At 70.2% G+C, this 22,235-nt stretch carries 22 protein-coding genes; 3 read left to right on the top strand and 19 right to left on the bottom strand.

The window, feature by feature from the left end; genetic code table 11:
• Positions 1 to 34: 34 nt before the first annotated feature.
• Positions 35 to 421, top strand: coding sequence for an RNA polymerase-binding protein RbpA (locus ACYQ1K_RS21205; protein ID WP_459985255.1), 387 nt, complete (start codon positions 35 to 37; stop codon positions 419 to 421).
• A 27-nt stretch (positions 422 to 448) separates the two neighbouring features.
• Here the strand turns inward: ACYQ1K_RS21205 and ACYQ1K_RS21200 are convergent, their stop codons facing one another.
• From ACYQ1K_RS21200 to ACYQ1K_RS21185, 4 genes are all read right to left on the bottom strand, one after another.
• The gene (locus ACYQ1K_RS21200) at positions 449 to 928 is read right to left on the bottom strand and encodes an FxsA family protein (RefSeq protein WP_459985253.1); all 480 of its coding nucleotides are present in this window, start codon (positions 926 to 928) and stop codon (positions 449 to 451) included.
• Between the two features lie 31 nt (positions 929 to 959).
• Positions 960 to 1,682, bottom strand: coding sequence for a polyprenol monophosphomannose synthase (locus ACYQ1K_RS21195; protein WP_459985277.1), 723 nt, complete (start codon positions 1,680 to 1,682; stop codon positions 960 to 962).
• Positions 1,683 to 1,741: 59 nt separating this feature from the next.
• On the bottom strand, positions 1,742 to 3,304 hold the full coding sequence (gene lnt / locus ACYQ1K_RS21190) for an apolipoprotein N-acyltransferase (protein WP_459985252.1): 1,563 nt from the start codon (positions 3,302 to 3,304) through the stop codon (positions 1,742 to 1,744).
• Positions 3,305 to 3,647: 343 nt separating this feature from the next.
• Positions 3,648 to 4,103 carry an Lrp/AsnC family transcriptional regulator gene (locus ACYQ1K_RS21185; protein ID WP_459985251.1) on the bottom strand — a complete coding sequence of 152 codons (456 nt, stop codon included), beginning with the start codon at positions 4,101 to 4,103 and terminating at the stop codon, positions 3,648 to 3,650.
• A gap of 74 nt (positions 4,104 to 4,177) precedes the next feature.
• Here ACYQ1K_RS21185 and ACYQ1K_RS21180 point away from each other — a divergent pair, with 74 nt between their 5' ends.
• Entirely contained in the window at positions 4,178 to 5,089 is a 912-nt protein-coding gene (locus ACYQ1K_RS21180) for a 5'-3' exonuclease (RefSeq protein WP_459985274.1), read from the top strand.
• Here the strand turns inward: ACYQ1K_RS21180 and ACYQ1K_RS21175 are convergent.
• From ACYQ1K_RS21175 to dop, 12 genes are all read right to left on the bottom strand, one after another.
• Positions 5,079 to 7,916: a DEAD/DEAH box helicase gene (locus ACYQ1K_RS21175; RefSeq protein WP_459985249.1), complete on the bottom strand. Its 2,838-nt coding sequence runs from the start codon at positions 7,914 to 7,916 to the stop codon at positions 5,079 to 5,081. The two genes, ACYQ1K_RS21180 and ACYQ1K_RS21175, sit on opposite strands and share 11 nt — an antisense overlap.
• A gap of 22 nt (positions 7,917 to 7,938) precedes the next feature.
• A complete protein-coding gene (locus ACYQ1K_RS21170; protein ID WP_459985248.1) occupies positions 7,939 to 8,811 on the bottom strand; it encodes a diacylglycerol/lipid kinase family protein in 873 nt (290 codons plus the stop codon).
• Positions 8,812 to 8,871: 60 nt separating this feature from the next.
• Complete coding sequence (gene tatC, locus ACYQ1K_RS21165) at positions 8,872 to 9,714, bottom strand: twin-arginine translocase subunit TatC (protein ID WP_459985247.1); 843 nt, start codon at positions 9,712 to 9,714, stop codon at positions 8,872 to 8,874.
• Between the two features lie 12 nt (positions 9,715 to 9,726).
• Positions 9,727 to 10,062, bottom strand: a complete 336-nt coding sequence (tatA, locus tag ACYQ1K_RS21160) for a Sec-independent protein translocase subunit TatA (RefSeq protein WP_459985246.1) — start codon at positions 10,060 to 10,062, stop codon at positions 9,727 to 9,729.
• Between the two features lie 36 nt (positions 10,063 to 10,098).
• Positions 10,099 to 11,097 (bottom strand): helix-turn-helix transcriptional regulator, encoded by a 999-nt coding sequence (locus ACYQ1K_RS21155; RefSeq protein WP_459985245.1) that lies wholly within the window; start codon positions 11,095 to 11,097, stop codon positions 10,099 to 10,101.
• A complete protein-coding gene (locus tag ACYQ1K_RS21150; protein WP_459985244.1) occupies positions 11,094 to 12,050 on the bottom strand; it encodes a helix-turn-helix transcriptional regulator in 957 nt (318 codons plus the stop codon). Before ACYQ1K_RS21150 ends, ACYQ1K_RS21155 begins: the two co-directional genes overlap by 4 nt.
• A 37-nt stretch (positions 12,051 to 12,087) precedes the next feature.
• Positions 12,088 to 13,095, bottom strand: coding sequence for an FKBP-type peptidyl-prolyl cis-trans isomerase (locus tag ACYQ1K_RS21145; protein ID WP_459985243.1), 1,008 nt, complete (start codon positions 13,093 to 13,095; stop codon positions 12,088 to 12,090).
• A gap of 110 nt (positions 13,096 to 13,205) precedes the next feature.
• Positions 13,206 to 14,567, bottom strand: coding sequence for a Pup--protein ligase (pafA, locus tag ACYQ1K_RS21140; protein ID WP_459985242.1), 1,362 nt, complete (start codon positions 14,565 to 14,567; stop codon positions 13,206 to 13,208).
• A gap of 81 nt (positions 14,568 to 14,648) precedes the next feature.
• Positions 14,649 to 15,464 carry a proteasome subunit alpha gene (prcA, locus tag ACYQ1K_RS21135; protein ID WP_459985241.1) on the bottom strand — a complete coding sequence of 272 codons (816 nt, stop codon included), beginning with the start codon at positions 15,462 to 15,464 and terminating at the stop codon, positions 14,649 to 14,651.
• A complete protein-coding gene (prcB, locus tag ACYQ1K_RS21130) occupies positions 15,461 to 16,315 on the bottom strand; it encodes a proteasome subunit beta (RefSeq protein WP_459985240.1) in 855 nt (284 codons plus the stop codon). Before prcB ends, prcA begins: the two co-directional genes overlap by 4 nt.
• A gap of 3 nt (positions 16,316 to 16,318) precedes the next feature.
• Entirely contained in the window at positions 16,319 to 16,516 is a 198-nt protein-coding gene (locus ACYQ1K_RS21125; RefSeq protein ID WP_459985239.1) for a ubiquitin-like protein Pup, read from the bottom strand.
• 58 nt (positions 16,517 to 16,574) lie between these two features.
• Positions 16,575 to 18,089: a depupylase/deamidase Dop gene (gene dop, locus ACYQ1K_RS21120; protein WP_459985238.1), complete on the bottom strand. Its 1,515-nt coding sequence runs from the start codon at positions 18,087 to 18,089 to the stop codon at positions 16,575 to 16,577.
• An 89-nt stretch (positions 18,090 to 18,178) separates the two neighbouring features.
• Here dop and ACYQ1K_RS21115 point away from each other — a divergent pair, with 89 nt between their 5' ends.
• Complete coding sequence (locus ACYQ1K_RS21115) at positions 18,179 to 19,021, top strand: DUF1206 domain-containing protein (protein ID WP_459985237.1); 843 nt, start codon at positions 18,179 to 18,181, stop codon at positions 19,019 to 19,021.
• 81 nt (positions 19,022 to 19,102) lie between these two features.
• Here ACYQ1K_RS21115 and ACYQ1K_RS21110 read toward each other — a convergent pair whose 3' ends face one another.
• The 3 genes from ACYQ1K_RS21110 to ACYQ1K_RS21100 all read right to left on the bottom strand — a co-directional run bounded on the left by ACYQ1K_RS21110 (position 19,103) and on the right by ACYQ1K_RS21100 (position 22,212).
• Positions 19,103 to 19,282, bottom strand: coding sequence for a hypothetical protein (locus ACYQ1K_RS21110; RefSeq protein WP_459985236.1), 180 nt, complete (start codon positions 19,280 to 19,282; stop codon positions 19,103 to 19,105).
• Between the two features lie 86 nt (positions 19,283 to 19,368).
• On the bottom strand, positions 19,369 to 21,135 hold the full coding sequence (gene arc, locus ACYQ1K_RS21105; RefSeq protein WP_459985235.1) for a proteasome ATPase: 1,767 nt from the start codon (positions 21,133 to 21,135) through the stop codon (positions 19,369 to 19,371).
• Between the two features lie 114 nt (positions 21,136 to 21,249).
• Positions 21,250 to 22,212 carry a tRNA (adenine-N1)-methyltransferase gene (locus tag ACYQ1K_RS21100; protein ID WP_459985272.1) on the bottom strand — a complete coding sequence of 321 codons (963 nt, stop codon included), beginning with the start codon at positions 22,210 to 22,212 and terminating at the stop codon, positions 21,250 to 21,252.
• Positions 22,213 to 22,235: the final 23 nt, after the last annotated feature.

The following is a 22,235-nucleotide window of genomic DNA, read 5'->3' as shown; positions in this document are numbered from 1 at the left end:
GGCCAGCGGGAAACGAGACACAGGAGGTGCCACCATGGCGGAGCGCACACTGCGAGGTGCCCGACTCGGGGGCCAGAGCTTCGAGGACGAGCGCGGGATCGAGTTCGCCGCGCGTCAGCAGGTCGGCTACCGGTGCCCGCAGGGGCACGAGTTCGAGATCACGATGTCCGACGAGGCCGACGTGCCCGCCGTGTGGGAGTGCCCGCGCTGTGGCCAGGAGGCGCTGAGCGTCTCGGGGGCCCAGCCCGAGGAGAAGAACGAGAAGCCGGCTCGCACGCACTGGGACATGCTCCTGGAGCGGCGCTCGGAGAAGGAGCTCGAGGAGATCCTCAAGGAGCGCTTGGAGCTGCTGCGCGACGGAGAGATCGGCCCCGCCCATCTGCACCGCGTCAACAGCAAGAAGCGCAAGGCCGGCGTCTGAGCCCTGCCGGCGCGGCGTCCGTCCGCGTCAGTCGATGACCTCGCCCCGGATCACGGAGTCCTCTCCGGGTCCGGGGCGTCCTGCAGTCCTGCCACGGCCCGCCACGACGGCGGTGAGCCTGCGCGCCACCAAGGCGCCCAGCACGCGTCGACCGATCGGCCGGGTGAACGGCAGCAGGAGCAGCACGCCGAAGATGTCGGTCACGAAGCCCGGGCTCAGCATGAGCGCGCCGGCCAGCACGATCAAGGCACCATCGGCCAGCTCCCGGTGCGGCATCCGCCCACCCTCGAGCGCTGTCCGCAGTGCGGCGTAGGCCTTCGACCCCTCACGCTTGATGAGCCACGTGCCGAGGATCGAGTCGGCGACGAGCAGCACGAGCGTCCAGCCGACGCCGATGACGTGGCCGACACGGATGAGCACCCACAGCTCGAGGATCGGGACGATCAGGAACGCGACCAGGACCGCCCATGCCCAGGCGGGTCGGCGGCGTCGCGTGCTCGGTCTCACCCCACCATGATCGCGCGGACCGCAAGGGCCCTCAGCGTCGGCCCCACGCCCGCCGCAGCTGCGCCCGTCGCTCCTGCAGTCCCCACCGGGTGACGCGCCGCATAGACTCCGCCGCCACGGCGCCGCTCATCTTGGAGGCGCCGCGGACCCGCTCGACGAACTCGATCGGGACCTCCTCGACGGTGAGCCCTGCCTGGAGCGTGCGGGTGACCAGCTCGGTCTGGAAGACGTAGCCCGTCGACTGGACCGAGTCGAGGTCGACCTTCTCCAGCGTGGCCCGTCGGAAGAGCCGGAAGCCGGCAGTCGCATCGCGCACCTTGATGCCGAGCAGAAGGCGGACGTAGAGGTTGCCACCGCGGGAGAGTGCCTCGCGCGAGAGCGGCCAGTTGACGACGGAGCCGCCAGGGACCCACCGAGACCCGATGACCAGGTCGGCGCGCGCGAGCGCCCCGAGAAGACGCCCCAGCTCCTCCGGCTGGTGCGAGCCGTCGGCGTCCATCTCGCCGATCACGTCGTAGCCGGCGTCCAGCGCCCACCGGAACCCATGCAGGTACGCCGCCCCGAGACCGGCCTTCTCGGTGCGATGCAGCACGTGCACCTGGGCGTCGCTGGCAGCGATCCGGTCCCCGATCGCACCCGTCCCGTCGGGAGAGCCGTCGTCGACGACGAGGAGGTCGACGCCCGGCTGAGCGCGGCGCAGCCGACCGACGATCCACTCCAGGTTGTCGGCCTCGTTGTAGGTCGGGACGACCATGACCACGCGGCCGAGGTCGATGTCCCCGCCCTCGCCCGCGCTGTCGGTCCTGCTGTGGCTCACGTGAGGCTCATCTCCTGGTCGGGCGCATCGGGCGCGTCGTGCTGGGGTGCTGGGTCAACGCTACGCCGTCGTCTCCGGGTCACCACGGCGACCGCCAGAGCGACGAGAGTGACCACCGCGAAGGCACGGCCCGTCCATGGACCGAGCCGGACCGCCGGCGTCAGGGCGTCCACCAGCCCGACCTGCTCGTCAAGCACGGCGGTCGTGCGAGGTCGCGCCGTGGCGATCACGCGGCCGTCGGGCCCGATGACACCGGTGAGTCCGTTGGTCGAGGCGACGACGACGTAGCGGCCCGTCTCGATCCCGCGGAGCCGGGTGATGGCGAACTGCTGGCGGATCTGGTGGGTGAAGATGAAGGTGGCGTTGCTCGTCTGGACCGTCACCAGGCGCGCGCCGCGGGCGACCTGGTCGTCGAGGACGTCGTCGTAGGCAACGTCGAAGCAGATGGCGTCGGCCACCGGTGTCCCGGCGATCGTCAGCGGCTGCTTGCCGGTCCCGGCCACCATGTCGCGACCGATGATGGCCAGGCGACCGAAGTTCCAGTTGTCGATGACTCCGCGGAACGGGATGTACTCCCCGAAAGGCACGGGATGCCGCTTCGTGTAGCGCTGCCCCGGCCCCGTCGTCGGATCCCAGACGATGCCTTGGTTGTAGACGTGCGAGGGGCCGCCGTCGACCATCCCGCCCACCACCACCGGCACCCCGATCGCACCGACGGCCGCGTGGATCGCCTCGTTGTCCTGCGTGTCGCTGAACGGGTCGACCGCAGTGGAGTTCTCCGGCCACAGCACGAAGGCTGGCCGGGCCGCGGTGCCGGCGCGCACGCGTGCTGCCAAGGCGATGGTGGCGTCGGCATGGTTGCGCGTGACCTGGCGGTGGTCCCACAGGACGTCGTTGCCCGGGCCCGGAACGTCGCCCTGGACCGCTGCCACGCGGAGGTGCCCGGTGGCGGGGGCACGCCACGGGCGGACGTCGGCCGCGGCGACGGCCGTCAGCACGACGAGGACACCCGCGACGCCGAGCAGTCGACGGCGACGCCGCGCGAGGACGACCCAGGTCAGCAGGGCCCCGAGCAGCGCCAGCAGGAAGCTGACGCCGGTCGCTCCGACGTAGGCGAGCGCCGGAGCCACGGGCGTGTCGGCGACGGAGTAGGCGAGGCGTCCCCACGGCATGCCGCTGAACGGCCAGCTGCTGCGGACGAACTCCATGGTCGACCACGCCGCAGCGGCCCAGAGCGGCCACCAGGGCAGCCGGGAGAGCGGCGCCATCGCCGCGCCGAGCGCACCGTAGAAGAGCGCCTCGGCCCCCGCCAGGGCCAGCCAGGCGTCGGTGCCGACCGTGCGCATCCAGACGATGTGGGTGAAGTAGAACGAGATGCCGAAGGCCAGCCCGACGAGGAAGCCGACACGGGCGCGGGTGCCGCGCACCGACAGGAAGAATCCGGCGACCGCGATCGGGGCGAGCCAGGGCAGCGCGAGCGGCTCGAAGGCCGCGGTCAGCAGCAGGCCCGAGCCGACGGCGATGGCCAGCCGGACGAGCAGAATCAGGACCCGCGGCACGCGCACACGCTACGCGCTCTTGCTGAGAGCTCCTCGGGAAGGACTCCGGTGCACGTCGGGCCAGCCTGCGCCCGACCGGTTGCCGGGCGCGGGAGTTGTCTATCGAGACCGGAGTCCTTCCGCGGCGGTGAGTCCGCCACAACGGACCGACATAGATTCACGTTCTTCACCCTCGCAGTCAAGGGTGCCTTGACCTGGGAGAACGGTTGTTGTCGCAGGTCAGCCTCGGTGTCGGGTCGGCGAAAAGAAGGTGGTGAAAAGGTGACATGCTCGGCGTGTCGCCGACGACACGCCGAGCACCGCCTCACCACGAGGCACGAGGGTCTGTCGGTCGGCGACAGCCTCAGTCGCTGACAGGACGGTTCTCGTAGTAGGTGGAGAGCACGATCGTGGTGCGCGTCGCGACATTGGCGACGTTGCGGATGCGGCCGAGCAGGTCCTCGAGGGCGGCGGGGGTCGCGGTCCGGACCTTCAGGACATAGGACTCGTCACCGGCGACCGACCAGCACGACTCGATCTCGGCGATGTCCCGCACGCGCTCGGGGCAGTCGTCCGGCTGCGAGGGGTCGATCGGCCGGATCGAGACGAACGCCGTGAGCGGCAGGCCGAGCTCTGCGTGGTTCACCGTGGCGCCGTACCCCGTGATGAGCCCGCGCTGCTCGAGCCGCTTGACGCGCTGGTGCACGGCCGAGGTGGACAGCCCGGTCGCCTTGCCCAGGTCGGTGAAGGACATCCGGCCGTCACCCGAAAGCAGTTGGAGGATCTTGCGGTCGGTGCTCTCGACAACGGGATCAGCCACGGCCGTCACTGTAGCCATCGCGAGGCGCGGTGTCGCCCGGTCGTGATTGGATGCCGGACGTGACTCGCCGCCTGATGCTCCTCGACTCCGCTTCGATGTACTTCCGGGCGTTCTACGGCGTGCCGGACATCAGCGCCCCGGACGGCACTCCGGTCAACGCCGTGCGCGGCCTTCTGGACTTCATCGCGCGCCTCGTTGAGCAGTACTCCCCCACCGACCTGGTGTGCTGCTGGGACAACGACTGGCGCCCGCAGTGGCGCGTCGACCTGATTCCGTCCTACAAGGCGCACCGCGTGGTGACCGAGAACCCGGTCGGCCCCGACGTCGAGGAGGTGCCGGACCCGCTCGAGGCCCAGGTCCCCCTCATCGCCGACGTGCTGGAGGCTTTCGGGATCGCCGTGCGAGGGGCCGAGGGCTACGAGGCCGACGACGTCATCGGCACGCTCGCGACCGGCGCCGGCATGCCGGTCGACGTCGTCACGGGCGACCGCGACCTCTTCCAGCTGGTCGACGACGAGGCCGAGGTGCGGGTGCTCTACATCGCGCGGGGCGTGGGCAACCACGAGCGCGTCGACGACGCGTGGGTGCACGCGAAGTACGGCGTGCACGCCCGTCAGTACGCCGACTTCGCCACCATGCGCGGCGACGCTTCCGACGGGCTGCCCGGCGTGCCCGGCGTCGGCGAGAAGACCGCGGCCGGGCTGCTCGGCCGCTTCGGCGACATGGCGGGCATCGTCGCCGCTGCCTCCGACCCGGCGTCAGGCATGGCGCCCGGCCCGCGCGCCAAGATCACGGCGGCGGCCGACTACCTGGCGGTCGCCCCGCGTGTCGTCGCGGTGGCCCGCGACCTCGACCTCGAGCGCGACGGCACGGCTCTTCCGCACACGCCTGCCGATCCGGCGCGCCTTGCCGAGCTGGCCGAGAAGCTCAACCTGGCCGGCCCGGCGGCGCGCCTGACCGACGCGCTGTCCCGGCTCAGTCGTTGAGCCCCGAGTAGGCCACCACACCGCGCCTGAGGCGGTCGACCAGGTCGCGAGCAGTGCGCCGCACCGGCGAGTCCCCGGCGGCGTTGCCGACCTGGCCGGCCAGGTCGATGAGCTGCTTCATCCAGCGCACGAAGTCACCGGCGGCCAGCTCGATGGATCCGAGGACCTCGTCGAGGTCGTCGCCCTCGGCCCAGCGGTACGCCGCCCACGCGAAGCCCAGGTCGGGCTGGCGCAGGAAGTCGAGCCTGTTGTCCCGCTCGAGAGCGTCGAGGTCGGCCCAGATCCGGACCATGGCGGCGATCGCCTCCTTCGCGCGGCCGCCCGGCAGACGGGGCGCCGAGGCGTCGTCGGGCCGTCGTGCCTCGAAGACGAGCGTCGACAGCGCCGCAGCCAGCTCAGACGGGGTGAGCTCGTCCCACACCCGCATGCGCAGCGACTCGGCCGCCACCAGGTCGAGCTCGGAGTAGAGCCGCATCAGCGGGCGCCCCAGGGGCGTGACCTCCTCATCGTGCAGGTAGCCGAGCGCCGTGAGCACGTCGCACACCCGGTCGAACTGCCGGGCGACGGTGTTGGTGCGCGACTCCACCCGCCGCGCCAGGGTGTCCGCATCGCGACGAAGCTTGAAGTACCGCTCGGCCCAACGCGCGTGGTCCTCCCTGTCGGGGCAGGAGTGGCAGGGGTGTGCCTTGAGCTGGCGGCGCAGCTCGGCGATCTCGCGCTCGGCGCCGTGGTCTCGATACGCCATCGCTTCGCTCGGGCTACTCGACCCACGGTGGTTGTCCGCTGATGGAGTAGCCCGCGAGGAACGAGCGGGCGTATCGAGATCCCGCGTGCGCTCGCGCAGGGCGCTGGCCAGGTCGCGACGCATCTGCGGGTTGCGACCGTTGAAGGTCTTCGGGATCCGCATCCGGCTGACGGCGTGAACGGGGACCTGGAAGTCGATCATGCCGAGCCGACGGGCCTGGCGGTCCAGCGTCACCACGTACGGTCGGGGCCCGTCAGGGTCGAAGCCCGGGTCGACGACGACGGCGTACCCGGCGAACTTGCCCGACGGGACGTTGATGACGTCGCCCGGCTTCAGGCGCGAGAGCGACTGCACCACCTCGTCGCGCCGGTCCGCACGCCGGGCACGCGATGCCTCCCTCTCGACCTCGCCGATCCGGCGACGCAGGCCGGCGTACTCCATGAAGTCGCCCTTGTCGCACGCCGCCGCCTCCCGGTAGCCGTCGAGGGCGTCCTCCGCCTTCTTGAGCTGCCGGGCGAGACCGACGACCGCCTTGTCGGCCTGGAACTGCGCAAACGACTGTTCGAGCAGCTCGCGCGAGCGCGACCGGCCGAACTGGTGCACCAGGTTGACGGCCATGTTGTACGACGGTCGGAAGCTGGACCGGAGCGGATAGGTGCGGGTGGAGGCGAGACCGGCCACCTCACCGGGGTTCATCCCCGGCTGCCACAGGACGACGCCGTGGCCCTCGACGTCGAGCCCGCGACGCCCGGCGCGGCCGGTGAGCTGGGTGTACTCCCCCGGCGTGATGTCGGCGTGCGTCTCGCCGTTCCACTTCGTGAGCTTCTCGATGACGACCGTGCGAGCAGGCATGTTGATGCCGAGTGCGAGGGTCTCGGTCGCGAAGACGACCTTGATGAGCCCGTTCAGGTAGAGCTCCTCGACGACCTCCTTGAAGGCCGGCAGCATGCCGGCGTGGTGAGCGGCGACGCCGCGGCTGAGCCCGTCGAGCCAGTCGTGGTAGCCCAGGACGTGCCGGTCCTCGGGCGGCAGGTCGGCGCAGGCCGCCTCGACGTAGCTGACGATCTCGTCGCGCTCGGCGGGCGTGGTCAGTCGGACGTTGGCTGACAGGCACTGAGTCACCGCCGCGTCGCAGCCGACCCGGCTGAACACGAAGACGATCGCGGGCAGCAGCCGGTCGCGTTCGAGGGCGTCGATCACGTCGACGCGTGACGGGATCCAGACGCGCCGCCCGTTCCCGACGTTGCGACGGTCCTTGGAGGTGGTGCGTGCGTTGCGGTCGCGGGGGCTGCGCCGGTCGCGGATCCGCGTCGAGGCCCAGTCGTCGCGGGCGATCCGCAGCAGCTCGCCGTTGACCGGAGCACCCTCCTTCACGAAGCCGGCCGCCGCGTCGACGTCGGAGGAGGCGAACAGGTCCATGATCCGCTTGCCCACCATGACGTGCTGGTAGAGCGGGACGGGACGCCTCTCCTCGAGGATCGTCGTGGTGTCGCCGCGGACGGTGGAGAGCCACTCGCCGAACTCCTCGGCGTTGCTGACCGTTGCGCTGAGCGAGACCAGGGTCACCGACTCCGGGAGGTGGATGATGACCTCCTCCCACACGGCGCCGCGCGAGCGGTCGGCCAGGTAGTGCACCTCGTCCATCACGACGAACCCGAGGCCGAGCAGCGTGGAGGAACCGGCGTAGAGCATGTTGCGCAGCACCTCGGTCGTCATGACGACGATCGGCGCCTCGCCGTTGACCGTGTTGTCGCCCGTGAGCAGACCGACCTCGTCGGGTCCGTAGCGGTCGACGAGGTCGTGGTACTTCTGGTTCGACAGCGCCTTGATCGGCGTGGTGTAGAACGCCTTGCGGCCGGTGGAGATGGCCAGATGGATCGCGAACTCGCCGACGATCGTCTTGCCGGAGCCGGTCGGCGCGGCGACCAACACGCCCCTCCCGTCCTCGATCTCCCGGCACGCACGCGCCTGGAAGTCGTCCAGAGGGAAGTCGTAGAGAGCGGCGAAGTCCCGGAACACCGGGTGCAGGCGGTCGCGGCTGAAGCTGGCGTAACGCTCCGCAGCCGAGAGGTCGGCGTCCATGACACCAACCTACCGGGCCGGCTCAGGCGTAGACCGTTAACGCCTCGGGCTCCACTTCGACGGTCAGGGGCAGCTCCCCGAGGCGCTCGCCGTCGGCGTAGGCCACCACGCCGGCTGCCGCCACCGTGACCCGCTTGACACGGTGGCGCTCGTACGCCGGGTGCCGGGTGTGACCGCCGGTGAAGAGCTTCGGGTAGGTCGTGATGAGCTCTCGTCGCGGCACGCTGGTGAACAGCACGACGTCGAGCTGACCGTCGTCGACCTCGGCGCCGTGGGTGACCTTGAGACCGCCGCCCATGGAGTCGCCGTTGCCGATGGAGACGAGCATGGCATCGACCTCCCGGGTCTGGCCGTCCAGCTCGAGCGTGTAGTGGATCGGCTGGAAGCGCCGCAGCACCGCTGCGATCGCCAGGCTGTAGCGCATCCGTCCCTTGGCCCAGGTCATCGAGTCCGCCCGCTGGTTGACGAGCGCGTCGAACCCGGCCGCCATGACCGTCACGAAGTACCGGTCGCCACATCGGGCCAGGTCGATCGTGCGCGTTCGCCCGCTCACGATCACGTCGGCTGCGGCGAGCGGGTCCCTGAGGGGGAGCCCCAGGGTCCGGGCGGTGTCGTTGCCGGTGCCCATCGCGACGACCCCGAGCGGCGTGCGGGTGCCGGCCAGGGCCTGGGCGGCGATGTTGACCATGCCGTCGCCGCCGCACACGACCAGTCCGTCCACGCCGCCCTCGAGCGCGAGCCTCGCCAGCCGCGCCGAGTCGCCGGCGTCCTGCCCGGCCAGGCGGTCGACGACGAGCCCGGCGTCGCGCAGCCGACTCGTGACCGCTGCGAGGTCCCGCTCGTGGCGGCCTCGCCCTGCGACCGGGTTGGCGAGGAGGGCGATGCGGCGACTCACGCGCGGAAGACTAGTGGCTCGGCGCCGCCGAGTCGTCCTGCCGAGTCGGGCCGGAAGGCCTCAGATCGGGGAGGTCTCGTCGTCGGCCCATTGGTCGGTGGAGTGCTGGTGGCGGCCGCGGCGGCGGTCGATGATGCGGGCGATGACCTCGGCGATGAGGAAGAGGACGACCATCGGGATGGCGAGCATCAGCATCGAGAACGGGTCGGTCGAGGGGGTCGCGACCGCGGCGAAGATGAAGGTGCCCAGGATGATCCAGGGCCGGTAGCGGGCCAGCATCCGGCCCGAGACGACCCCGGCGAGGTTGAGCAGGACCACGAAGAGGGGGATCTCCATGGCGATGCCGAAGACGAGCATCATCCGGGTCATGAAGGTGAAGAACTCACCGAAGTCCTGCAGGTTCTTCACCCCCGCGGGGGTGAAGGTGAGCAGCACCTCGACCCCCTTGGGCAGCACGTAGTAGCCCAGCGCGACCCCGGCGATGAACAGCGGGCCGGCGATGAGGGCGAAGACGCGGGTCCACTTCTTCTCCCGCGCGGTGAGCCCGGGGACGACGAAGCCCCAGATCTGGAAGAGCCAGTAGGGGCTGGAGACGACGATGGCGGCGATGCCGCACAGCTTCAGCTGCAGCATCAACGGGGCGCTGACCCCGGACATGACGATCTCGGCGTTGACCTTGTCGCCGAGGATCTTCACCGCCTCGCGGTAGGGCTCGACGACGAGCTGGAGGAGCTGGTCGTAGAAGAACAGCGCCACGACGAACGCCACCACCAGAGCCGTGACCGAGCGGATGATCCGGGCGCGCAGCTCCCGCAGGTGGTCCGAGAGCGCCATCCGCCCATCGGCCCCGACACTGTGATGCGGCCGGCCTCGGTAGAGGTCGACGACGCCGGCGATCGACACCGGTGCCCCGGGTCAGAGTTCGCCGCGGTGCAGACGCTCGCGCTCGGCGTCGAGCTCTGCCTGCTTCGCGTCGAGCTCGGCCTGCCTGGCGGCCAGGTCGCCCTCTGCCGACGCGCCGGTGCGCGGTGCCTCGGACTTCAGCTCAGGCGTCGGCACGGGCTTCACCGCCGCGTCAGCCTCGTCATCGTCATCCATCAGGCCCTTGGTCTCGGCCTTGAAGATGCGCAGGGCGCGTCCGCTGCCACGCGCCAGGTCCGGGAGCTTCGACGCCCCGAACAGCAGGATGACGACGAGAAAGATCAAGATGAGCTCGGGCGTGCCGAGGCCGCCCAGAAGCAGCGAAGTCATGAGGTCCTCACAGAATCGTTGACAAGCGTCTTCATGCTACTCGCCCGGGCCATAGAGCGTACGAGCCTGGCGGGCGCGGGTCAGGAACGCGTCGGCGTACGCCGTCGGGGCGACGACCCGGGCATGTGGTGCGAGGCGCAGCAGCAGCCGCGTGAGCCAGCGCTGCTCGGCGACCAGCAGGTCCACCTCGTAGTGCCCGTCGTGACCGGGCCGGACGGCGTCCACGGAGTAGTACTCGGTGATCCAGTACGCCGCCGGCGAGACGTCGAGCGTCACCCGGGCGACGTCCTCCTCCTGCGTGAAGATGCCCGGAGGCAGCTCGCGTGGCGCCTGGCTCGTCGCCACCGGGCTCTCGAGCACGTCTGCAGTCCGGATCCGGTCAAGCCGGAACCAACGGGGCGCCTCCGCGGCGTGGCACCAGGCGTCCAGGTACGTCGCACCTGCGTCCTCGACGAGCCCTCGTGGGTCGACGATCCGCGTGGACTCCTCGTCGCGTGAGGGGACGTAGTAGACGAGTCGGACCTGCCGGCCGTGCTCGACCGCCTCGTCGAGCTGCGCCCGGAGCGAGAGGAGGGCGACGTCGAGGTCGTCGCCCGGATCGACCAGAGGCGCGGCCGAGCCCGCTGCGGCCGCCTGCTCGAGCTTGGCGAGAGCACGGTCGACGACCTCACGTGTCTCGTTGCTCGTCGCGCCGCTGCGCAGCGCGCGCAGCGCCACGATCACGGCCGTCGCCTCGGTCGGCGTGAGCCGGAGCGGTCGGGAGAGGTAGTCGGCGTTGGCGACCCGGATGACACGGTCGCCGTGCGGATCCTCGAGGGACTCGATGTCGACGTCGATGAGGTCGTCGGGATAGCCGCCAGGCAGGCCGCACATGAACAGCACCTTGAGGTCCTTGACCAGCTGCCGCTCGGTGGTGCCGAACGCATGCGCGGCCTCGTCCAGACGGACCTCGCCGTGGGCATGGAGGTAGGGCACGAGGGCGAGCAGGCGCGCCACCTGCTCCCGGGCCCCTGGTGCGGGCGGGCGCGCGCTCACGCGAGCACCGCCTCGAGGCGCGCGACGACCTCGTCTCGCAGCGCCGCGGGCTCCACGACGAAGGCATCGGGACCGTAGGAGAGGATCTCCGCCGCGAGGTCGACGGTGGCACGGGTGAGGACCACCCGGTCCCACGGTGTCCCGTCAGGCCCCGGCACGCCCGTCTCCACCGACTCGGCGGCCCGCCGCAGAGGATGTCCGGTGCCGGGGCGGAGCAACAGCACGGCGTGCAGTTCCACCCGCTCGGGCGCGAGCCGCGCGGCGATGGCGCGGACGTCGGTCCCCACGGGGATGTCGTAGGAGCCCGGTGCGCCGTCGCGGCGCACCTCGCCTCGCACCCGGGAGAGACGGAAGACGCGCTCGTCGTCGCGGTCGGTGTCGAAGCCGATCACATACCAGCGGCCGGAGGAGCGGACGACGCCCCACGGCTGCACATGGCGCGTCTGAGCCGGCCCGCTCCCCCGCTGGTAGTCGAAGACCACCGGTGTGCGCTCCTGGGCCGCTTCGAGGAAGGGCTCGAACGACGGCTCATCGGCTCCGAGGCGGGGCTGCACGAGGTCGAGCGCGGCGACGTCGAGCTCCACTCCTGCCGCCGAGAGCTTGCGGACCGCCTCGCTGGTGGCCTCGGCGAGCCGCGCGTGCTCCCACACCTTCGTCGCCAGCGCGACGACCGACGCCTCGTCCGCGGTGAGGCTGATGTCGGGCAGTGCGAACTCGGCCGGGCTGATCCGGTAGCCGGGGTCGTCATCGAAGAGCGGGTCGCTGGTGCCGACCTCGATCGGCACTCCGAGGCTGCGCAGCTCCTCCTTGTCGCGTTCGAACATCTTCTCGAACGCCTCGTCGGAGGAGTCCGCGTAGAGGATCTCGCGGATGCGCTCCTTGGTGACGTAGCGCTTCTGGACGAGCAGCATGATGAGCAGGTTCATCAGCCGCTCCGTCTTCTGCGCCGACATCGTGCCCCTCTCCGCGCCTGGCTACTGCGTGGACACGCTACTGCGCGGACGGCGACGTCGCCGCCGAGGGTGATGCCGACGCGGAGGGGGCCGGCTTCGTGGCGCTGAGCACGTCGACGACGAAGTAGAGCGTGCTGTTGGCCGGGATGTTGGCTTGGGCCTGCCCGCCGTAGCCGAGGAGCGGCGGAACCTGCAGCAGCACGCGGCTGCCCACCTTGACGCCGGTCAGGCCGTAGGTCCAGCCCTTCACGACGTTGCTGAGCGGGAACGACGCCGGCTGCTTGGTGTAGCTCTCGTCGAACGGCTTCTTGGCGCCGTAGACCATGCCCAGGTAGTTGACCTTCACGGTCATGTCGGGGGTGACGGACGTGCCGGTGCCCTGCTTGAGGGTGGTGCGCAGGAGGTCGCCGAACTGCTCCGGCTTCGGCACACCGGTGAAGTCCATGCCCGCCGGCACGTTCGGCTTGCCCGGAGTGGCCTTCAACTGCGGCAGCTTCGAGCGGTCGACGTCCGTGGGCTTGTCGACGGCGGGGGCGACCAGGTCGACGACGATGAGGAGGGGGTCCTGGTTGGCGATGCCGAGGGTCGGGTTGCCGGCGTCGCCGAAGATCTCCTTCGCGTTGGCCAGCGCGGCGACGCGGGAGCCGACCTTCGCCCCTGTCAGGAGCTTCTGGAAGACCGGGCTGATGCTCTTCGCGTCGGCCGTCAGCTCCTCGGGCTGCTTGTTGTCGTAGTCGCTGTAGGCCTGCTTCTTGCTGTAGCCGTTGCCGATCCAGATGTAGCCCCAGACCTTGCCGCCCTGCTTGAGGGCCGCACCGTCGCCGGCGTCGAGCGTCTTCGTCTGGGTCGCGCTGACGGGGGCCATCTTGCCCTTCCAGTCGACCTTCGGGGCGGTGCCGACGTCGCCGGAGACTGAGACGGCGTCCCAGCCGCTCACGGTCTTGTCACCGAGCCCGGTCGTCTTCTCGCCGCCGCAGGCGGCCAGGCTCGTGGCGAGCAGGGTCGTGACGATCAGGGCGAGCGGGCGCGGGACGCGTCGGAGCACGGTTCAAGCCTTCTTCAGCACGGGGGACGGACGGCGTGCGCCACCCTACAAGTCGATCCTGAAGGAAGGCTGACCAGACCTGCCGGCGGTGGATGCGGCGGTGCCCTCGCTCACATGCCGTCGATGAGGCGCTGGACGCGCTCGTCGTAGGCGCGGAACGGGTCCTTGCAGAGCACGGTGCGCTGCGCCTGGTCGTTGAGCTTGAGGTGCACCCAGTCGACGGTGAAGTCGCGGCGCCGGTCCTGGGCCCGCTTGATGAACTCGCCACGGAGCCGCGCGCGCGTGGTCTGGGGCGGCACGGACTTGGCCTCGAAGATCTTGAGGTCCGTCGACACGCGTGCCACGGCGCCCTTGCGCTCGAGGAGGTAGTAGAGCCCCCGGCCCCGGTGGATGTCGTGGTAGGCCAGGTCGAGCTGCGCGACACGGGGGTGGCTGAGCGGCAGGCCGTGCTTGGCGCGGTAGCGCTCGATGAGCTTCCACTTGATCACCCAGTCGATCTCCCGCTCCACCAGGGTGAGGTCGTCGGACTCGACCGCCTTCAGGCCACGCTCCCACAGGTCGAGGGCGCGCTCGATGACGGGTGTCGAGATCTGCCGGCGGTCGACGAAGTCGCGCGCCTTGGAGAGGTACTCGCCCTGGATGTCGAGGGCGCTCGCCTCCCGTCCGTTCGCGAGCCTGATCTTGCGACGCCCGGAGGTGTCGTGCGCGATCTCGCGGATCGCCCTGATCGGGTTCTCCATCGTGAGATCGCGCATGACGACGCCCTCCTCGATCATGCGCAGCACCAGGTCGCACGAGGCGATCTTGAGCATCGTGGTCGTCTCGGACATGTTGGAGTCCCCGACGATGACGTGCAGACGGCGGTACTTCTCCGCGTCGGCGTGCGGCTCGTCCCGGGTGTTGATGATCGGCCGCGACCGGGTGGTCGCCGACGAGACGCCCTCCCAGATGTGCTCCGCGCGCTGGGAGATCGAGTACGACGCCCCGCGCGGCGTCTGGGTGATCTTGCCCGCTCCGACGATGATCTGGCGGGTCACCAGGAAGGGGATGAGCACGTCGGCGAGCCGGCTGAACTCGCCGGCCCGGCTGACCAGGTAGTTCTCGTGGCAGCCGTAGGAGTTGCCGGCGGAGTCGGTGTTGTTCTTGAAGAGGTAGATCTCCCCCGCGATGCCCTCGTCGTGCAGGCGCTGCTCGGCGTCGAGCAGCAGCCCCTCCAGCACCCTCTCCCCCGCCTTGTCGTGGGTCACGACCTCGGTGACGTCGTCACACTCGGGTGTGGCGTACTCGGGGTGGCTGCCCACGTCGAGGTAGAGCCGGGCGCCGTTGCGGAGGAAGACGTTGCTGGACCGGCCCCAGCTCACGACCTTGCGGAAGAGGTAGCGAGCCACCTCGTCCGGGCTCAGTCGGCGCTGCCCGCGGAACGTGCAGGTGACGCCGTACTCGTTCTCGATCCCGAAGATCCGGCGGTCCATGACGTCACCCTAGTCCCGCATGCCAGGCCCGTGGGTGACGTTCGGGTCACGAGTCGGCACAGGTCACCCCACCGGCTGGCTCTACGGCGCGATAGGCGGCTCGTCGCCGCCGGCCGGCGGCGCGAGCGGCGGCTCGGAGGGCTCATCCGTCGCTGCTGTCGTCGCCTGATCCGCTGCCTGCGCAGGGCTCTGCTCAGCCTTCCGGTCACCCAGCAGCGGCGCGAGCCGTGCCGGCACCAGCCGGAGGAACTTGCGCGGCTGGCTGCGGGTGCGGTCCAGGACGGCCACCTCGAGGTCGGCGACCTCGATGACGCGGTCGTCGGTCTCGGTGTGGCCGAGCGCATCGACGGCGAGCCGCAGCGCGCCGGCGAGGTCGAGCCCCTCCCGGTAGTGCTGCTGGAGGTAGCCGCCGACGACGTCGGCCGCGCCGCCCATCACCGCATAGCCGTGCTCGTCGGCGACCTGGCCGTCGTAGGTGAGCCGATAGAGCTGATCGGACTCGGCCCGGTCTCCGATCTCGCCGACGAAGAGCTCCACCTCGTAGGGCTTCTCGCCGCCGCTGGAGAAGATCGTCCCGAGCGTCTGCGCATAGGCGTTGGCCAGGCCGCGCCCGGTGACGTCGCGCCGGTCGTAGGCATAGCCTCGCATGTCAGCGAGACGGACACCGGCGATGCGCAGGTTCTCGAACTCGTTGTAGCGCCCGACAGCGGCGAACGCGATGCGGTCGTAGATCTCACTGACCTTGTGCAGCGCCGCCGACGGGTTCTCGGAGGCGAACAGGATGCCGTCGGCGTACTGCACGGCGACGACCGACCGGCCGCGGGAGATGCCCTTCCGGGCGAAGTCCGCCCGGTCCTTCATCAGCTGCTCGGGGCTGACGTAGAACGGTGTGCTCATGCGCGCGGGCCCTCCAGCTCGGCGTGCGGGCCGTCGGGGCGGGCCATCCGGCCGGCGACGACACGGTCGGCGACCGCGGCGACGTCGCTGTCGGCGAGACGGCGGCCCCCGTCGGCGGTGATGACGTGGACGACGGGGAAGATGCGGCGGGTCAGGTCGGGCCCGCCGGTGGCGGAGTCGTCGTCGGCGGCGTCGTACAGCGCCTGCACGACCGCCTCGACGGCCAGACCCTCGTCGAGGTCGTCGCGGTAGAGCTTCTTCAGCGCACCGCGGGCGAACATCGACCCGGAGCCGACGGAGTGGAACGAGGTCTCCTCGTAGCGGCCGCCGGTGACGTCGTAAGAGAAGATCCGGCCCAGGCCCTTGTCGAGGTCGAAGCCTGCGAACAGCGGCACCACGGCGAGGCCCTGCATGGCCATCCCCAGGTTGCCGCGGATGAGGGCCGCGAGGCGGTTGGCCTTGCCGTCCAGCGAGAGCGTGCTGCCCTCGATCTTCTCGTAGTGCTCCAGCTCGGTCTGGAAGAGCCGCACCATCTCGACGGCGAGGCCGGCAGCGCCGGCGATGCCGACGGCCGAGAACTCGTCGGCCGGGAAGACCTTCTGGATGTCGCGCTGGGCGATGACGTTGCCCATCGTCGCCCGTCGGTCGCCGGCCATCACGACGCCGCCGTTGAAGGTGGCCGCCACGATCGTGGTGCCGTGGGGGGCCAGGTCGCCGGCGTTGCCCGCCGGGAGCGTCGCCGCGTCCTTGGGACGTCCGGGAAGCAGGTCAGGCGCCTGGTCGGCGAGGAACTCGGCAAAGGAGGACGTGCCCGGGGCCATGTAGGCGCCCGGGATGCGGGAGTCACTCAAGGACTACTGCCCGCCCTTCTGGATGAAGGACTTCACGAAGTCCTCCGCGTTGGACTCGAGGACGTCGTCGATCTCGTCGAGGATGTCGTCCACGTCGGCGTCCAGCGACTCCTTGCGCTCCGCGGCCTCGGTCTCGGAGGCGGTCGCGACCTCCTCCGCCTCCTCGTTGGCCTTGCGAGGCTGCTTCTGCTCCTGTGCCATGTCTCGAACCCTACCCACTCGTGTCGTGTTCCACCCGCCGCCCCGCGCACCGAGGGGTCTAGGAGCCTGCCGTCAGTTCCGCGAACAGGTCCGTCGCTGTCTCGCACCGGTCGAGCAGCTCGCCGACGTGCGCCTTGCTCCCGCGCAGCGGGTCGATGGTCGGCACCCGCTGGAGGGACTCCCGGCCGGGGAGGTCGAAGATGACCGAGTCCCACGACGCGGCGGCCACATTCGCCGCGTACTTCTCCAGGCAGCGGCCGCGGAAGTAGGCACGCGTGTCGGTGGGCGGCTCGTGCTTGGCCGTGTCGACCACGTCATCGTCGAGGAGGCGCTCGAGGCGACCGGCCTTCACGAGCCGGTGGTAGAGGCCCTTCTCGGGCCTGATGTCGGAGTACTGCAGGTCGATGAGGTGGAGCTTGGCGTCATCCCAGTCGAGCCCGTCACGCAGGCGGTAGGACTCGAGCAGCTTGAGCTTGGCCACCCAGTCCAGCTCGCCGGCACAGAGCATCGGGTCGCGCTCGAGACGGTCGAGCACGGACTCCCACCGCGCCAGGACGTCGACGGTCTGTGCGTCGGCGTCCGAGCCGTAGCGGTCCTCGACGTACTTCTTCGCCAGGTCCAGGTACTCCAGCTGCAGCTGGATGCCGGTGAGGGTGCGACCGTCCTGGAGGGTGACGGTCTGACGCAGCGTCGGGTCGTGGGAGACAGCGCGGAGCGCCGCGACCGGCCCCTCGATCGAGAGGTCACGCGCGAGGAAGCGGTCCTCGATCATCGACAGCACGAGCGAGGTCGTGCCCACCTTCAGGTATGTCGAGATCTCCGCCAGGTTCGCGTCGCCGATGATCACGTGGAGGCGACGATACTTGTCGGGGTCGGCGTGCGGCTCGTCGCGGGTGTTGATGATCGGGCGCTTCAAGGTCGTCTCAAGGCCGACCTCGACCTCGAAGAAGTCGGCCCGCTGGCTGAGCTGGAAGCCGTGCTTGCGACCGTCCTGGCCGATCCCGACGCGGCCGGCACCCGTGATGACCTGCCGGCTGACGAAGAACGGAGTCAGGTGCTTGACGATGTCGGCGAACGGCGTCGACCGGCGCATCAGGTAGTTCTCGTGGGCGCCGTAGGAGGCTCCCTTGTTGTCGGTGTTGTTCTTGTAGAGCGTGATCGCCGGGGCGGTCGGCAGCTGCCGGGCCAGCCGCGTCGCGTCCAGCATGACACCCTCCCCCGCCTTGTCGAAGCGCACCACGTCCAGCGGCGTGGTGACCTCGGGGGTGGAGAACTCCGGGTGCGCGTGGTCGACGTAGAGCCGCGCACCGTTGGTCAGGATGACGTTGGCCAGCCCGAGGTCCTCGTCGGTGAGCTGGCTGGGGTCGGCGACGGTGCGCGACATGTCGAAGCCCCGTGCATCGCGCAACGGGGACTCCTCCTCGAAGTCCCACCGCGCGCGGCGCGCCTTGAGGGTCGCGCTCGCGTAGGCGTTCACGACTTGGGACGAGGCCACCATCGGGTTGGCCAGAGGCTGGCCCTGCACGGAGATGCCGTACTCCACCTCGGTGCCCATCACCCGTCGAACGCTCATGGTCCGAGCCTACGCGGATGCGGCGACATCGGCGGCCCGGCACGTGTCGGCGTACCGCCCGCAGGGTACGAGACCCCGGGAGGGACACGATGACGATGCAGGCGAGCCGCGGGGCGGCGACACGAGCCGCCGACGAGGCGAAGGACCACCCGGCACTGGCCTGGACGGCCCGGCTGGGCTTCGCCTGCTACGGGGTGGTCTACCTCCTCATCGGCTGGCTGGCCGCGCAGCTGGCGTTCGGCAGGCCGGATCATTCCGTCTCGGGCCAGGGCGCGCTGGCGCAGCTGGCACAGCAGCCCCTCGGGGGCGTTCTCCTGTGGGTCGTCACCGTCGGCTTCGCCGCGTTGGTGGTGTGGGAGCTGTGCCAGGTGGTCGCCGGCCACCGTGACCAGGAGGGGCTGAAGCGCCTCGGCGGCCGGACCGCGTCGGCCTTCCGCGCGCTGGTCTTCGCCGTCCTCGGCTTCGCTGCCGCGCGGATCGCGGCCGGCGGAGGCGGATCGAGCAGCTCGGGAAGCTCACGCGAGCAGGGGTTCACGGCGAAGGTCCTCGCGATGCCGCTCGGCCCTGTCATCGTCGCCGCCGTGGGGGTCGGCCTGGCGATCTACGGCGTCGGCAGCATCATCGGCGGGTTCACCGACGCCTGGCGCAAGCAGATCGATGCCGAGGGGCGCACCGGCGCCGCCGGCACGCTCATCACCGCGCTGGCACGAAGCGGGTACGTCGCCCGCGGGGTCGCGTTCGGCACCGTGGGCGGACTCGTCGTCTGGGCGGCCCTCACCCGCGACCCGAAGAAGTCGGGTGGCCTCGACGCGGCCCTGGCGACGCTGCGCGACGCGCTGGCCGGGCCCTACGTCCTCGTCCTCGTGGCCGTGGGGCTCGCCTGCTTCGGGGTGTTCAACATCGCGAAGGGCTGGTTCCTGCGCGACGTGTGAGGGCGTCGGAGCGCCCTCGACATGCCCTCGGCGCGGGGGGCGCGGACGTCCCGACGGGCGGCTGGTGGTGCAGACACACCACTAGTGACGCTGGCGGTCCCAGCGATCGTCGCCGAAGACCGCCTCGGCGACCTGCTTGTCCATGGCGCCGCCGCGGCGGCCGTCGACGACGTAGCTCGTCTTGTGCTTGCGGTCCATGCGCCAGGCGAGGAACGCGAAGACGATGCTGATCAGGATGAACGCGGTGAGAAAGAAACCCATGGCCGGCTCCTCGAGAGGGATCCCTCGATGATCCTCCGGCGCGGTGGCGGTGTCGATAGCGAGAAACGGGTGAGAGGGGACTGACCTCAGAGGTACTGACCGGTGTTGGCCACCGTGTCGATCGAGCGTCCTGGCTCGGTGCCCTGCTTGCCGGTGATGAGGGTGCGGATGAAGACGATCCGCTCCCCCTTCTTGCCGGAGATCCGCGCCCAGTCGTCGGGGTTGGTCGTGTTGGGCAGGTCCTCGTTCTCCTTGAACTCGTCCACGCACGCCTGCAGCAGGTGGTTGACCCGCAGGCCCTTCTGCGCCTCGTCAGCCCCGGAGTCCAGGAACGCCTTGATGGCCATCTTCTTGGCCCGGTCGACGATGTTCTGGATCATGGCGCCCGAGTTGAAGTCCTTGAAGTAGAGGACCTCCTTGTCGCCGTTGGCGTAGGTGACCTCGAGGAACCGGTTCTCCTCGGACTCCGTGTACATCCGCTCGACGGTGGCGTTGATCATCGCGTCGACCGTCGCCTGGGCGTCGCCGTGGAACTCGGCGCGGTCCTCGGCGTGCAACGGCAGGTCCGTCGTGAGGTACTTGCTGAAGATGTCGCGGGCGCCCTCGGCGTCCGGTCGCTCGATCTTGATCTTCACGTCCAGGCGTCCGGGACGCAGGATCGCCGGGTCGATCATGTCCTCACGGTTGGAGGCGCCGATGACCAGCACGTTCTCCAGCAGCTCGACGCCGTCGATCTCGGAGAGAAGCTGCGGGACGATCGTGTTCTCCACGTCGGAGGAGACGCCGGTGCCGCGGGTGCGGAACAGCGAGTCCATCTCGTCGAAGAACACGATGACCGGGGTCCCGGCGGACGCCTTCTCGCGAGCCCGCTGGAACACGAGCCGGATGTGACGCTCGGTCTCTCCGACGTACTTGTTGAGGAGCTCGGGGCCCTTGATGTTCAGGAAGAACGACTTCCCCTCGGCTCCCGTCCGCTCGGCGACCTTCTTGGCCAGCGAGTTGGCGACGGCCTTCGCGATCAGGGTCTTGCCGCAGCCGGGAGGGCCGTAGAGCAGGACGCCCTTCGGCGGCTTGAGTTGGTGCTCCTTGAACAGGTCGGGGTAGAGGTAGGGCAGCTCGACGGCGTCCTGGATCGCCTCGATCTGGTTGGCGAGACCGCCGATCGACTCGTAGGCGATGTCGGGGACCTCCTCGAGGACCAGCTCCTCGACCTCGGACTTCGGCACCTTCTCGTAGACATACCCCGAACGGGGCTCGAGCAGGAGCGAGTCGCCGGCGCGGATCGCCTCCTCGAGCAGCGGCTCGGCCAGCCGCACGATGCGCTCCTCGTCGGCGTTGGCGATGACGAGGGCGCGGTCGCCGTCGGCGAGGATCTCCTTGAGCATGACGACCTCGCCGACCGTCTCGAAGTCGAGCGCGGCGACCACGTTCAACGCCTCGTTGAGCATGACCTCCTGGCCACGGTGCAGCTCGTCGAGGTCCACGTTCGGCGAGACGTTCACCCGGAGCTTGCGGCCGCCGGTGAAGACGTCGATCGTGTCGTCGTCGTTGCGGGCGATGAAGGTGCCGAAGCCCGCCGGCGGCTGGGCCAGCCGGTCGACCTCCTCCTTGAGCTTCAGGATCTGGTCGCGCGCCTCGCGCAGGGTCTGGGCGAGCCGCTCGTTCTGTGACGTGACGGCCGCGAGGGAACGTTGCGCGTCCGCGAGCCGCAGCTCGAGACCTCGGGAATGCCCGGGCACCTCGCCCAGGCGCTGTCGCAGGTCGCGGACCTCGGCCTCGAGGAACCGCACCTGCCCTTCGAGCTCGTCGCGGTCGCGACCGCTCGCCGCAGAGAAACCATCGGATGTCGACATCTGCGCCACCTCCTGTGCTCCTCGACCCTACCCGTGGTCGGGGACAAGGGAAGTGGAGTTCTCACCGTCTAGATCACATTTTCGTTGCGACCCGTGTACCCGGGACGGTGCGGTTCAGACGTCGGCGTCCTCGACGGTCTCGGCGGAGGGCGTCGGCGTGTCGGCGGGGCGCGGACCGGTGTAGTCCGGTCCGTAGGCTCCCGGAGCAGGCCGGCGCGTCTTCCGCGGGGGTCGCTCTCCGGGTGCCAGCCGGCGTGCGGTCACCAGGAACGCGGTGTGGCCGATCATCTTGTGGCCGGGGCGGACGGCGAGCCCCTCGACGTGCCAGTCGCGGACCAGCGACTCCCACGCCTGGGGCTCGGTGAAGCCGCCGTGGACCCGAACCGTCTCGACGAAGCGGGACAGCTGGGTCGTCGTCGCGACGTAGGCGCAGAGGATCCCGCCCGCCCGCAGCGCGTCGCCTGCCGCGTCGACGCACTCCCACGGCGCGAGCATGTCGAGGATGAGGCGGTCGCACCGTGCTTCCGAGGCGGGCAGCGCCTCGGCCAGGTCACCGAGCGTGAGCTCCCACGACGGCGGCTCGGCGCCGAAGAACTGGGTCACGTTCATGCGGGCGACGTCGGCGAACTCCTCGCGCCGCTCGAACGACCGCACGGTCCCGAAGGGGCCGACGGCCCGGATCAGCGAGCAGGTGAGCGCGCCGGAGCCGACGCCGGCCTCGACGACGTGCGCCCCGGGGAAGATGTCCGCCAGGGCCACGATCTGGGCGGCGTCCTTGGGGTAGACCACCGCGGCGCCGCGGGGCATGGAGACGACGAACTCGCTGAGCAGCGGACGGAAGACGAGGTACTCCCCGCCCACCGAGGAGGTGACGGTGAAGCCCTCCTCGCGGCCGATGAGCTCGTCGTGGTCGAGATGTCCCTTGTTGGAGAAGAAGCGCTTGCCGGGGACCAGCTCGAAGTTGTGCTTGCGCCCCTTGGCGTCGGTCAGCCGGACCCACTCGCCAGCGCGCAGCGGCCCTCGGTGGACGCCGGACCACGCCTGCTGGGGGACGTCCTCGGCTGCTGGGTCCGCCATGCCTGTTGGGTCGGGGGTCGCGG

The organism is Nocardioides sp. AN3 (assembly GCF_054653495.1).
Note: the sequence above shows the minus strand (reverse complement) of the source record. Positions and strands in the feature narration are given on the sequence as shown.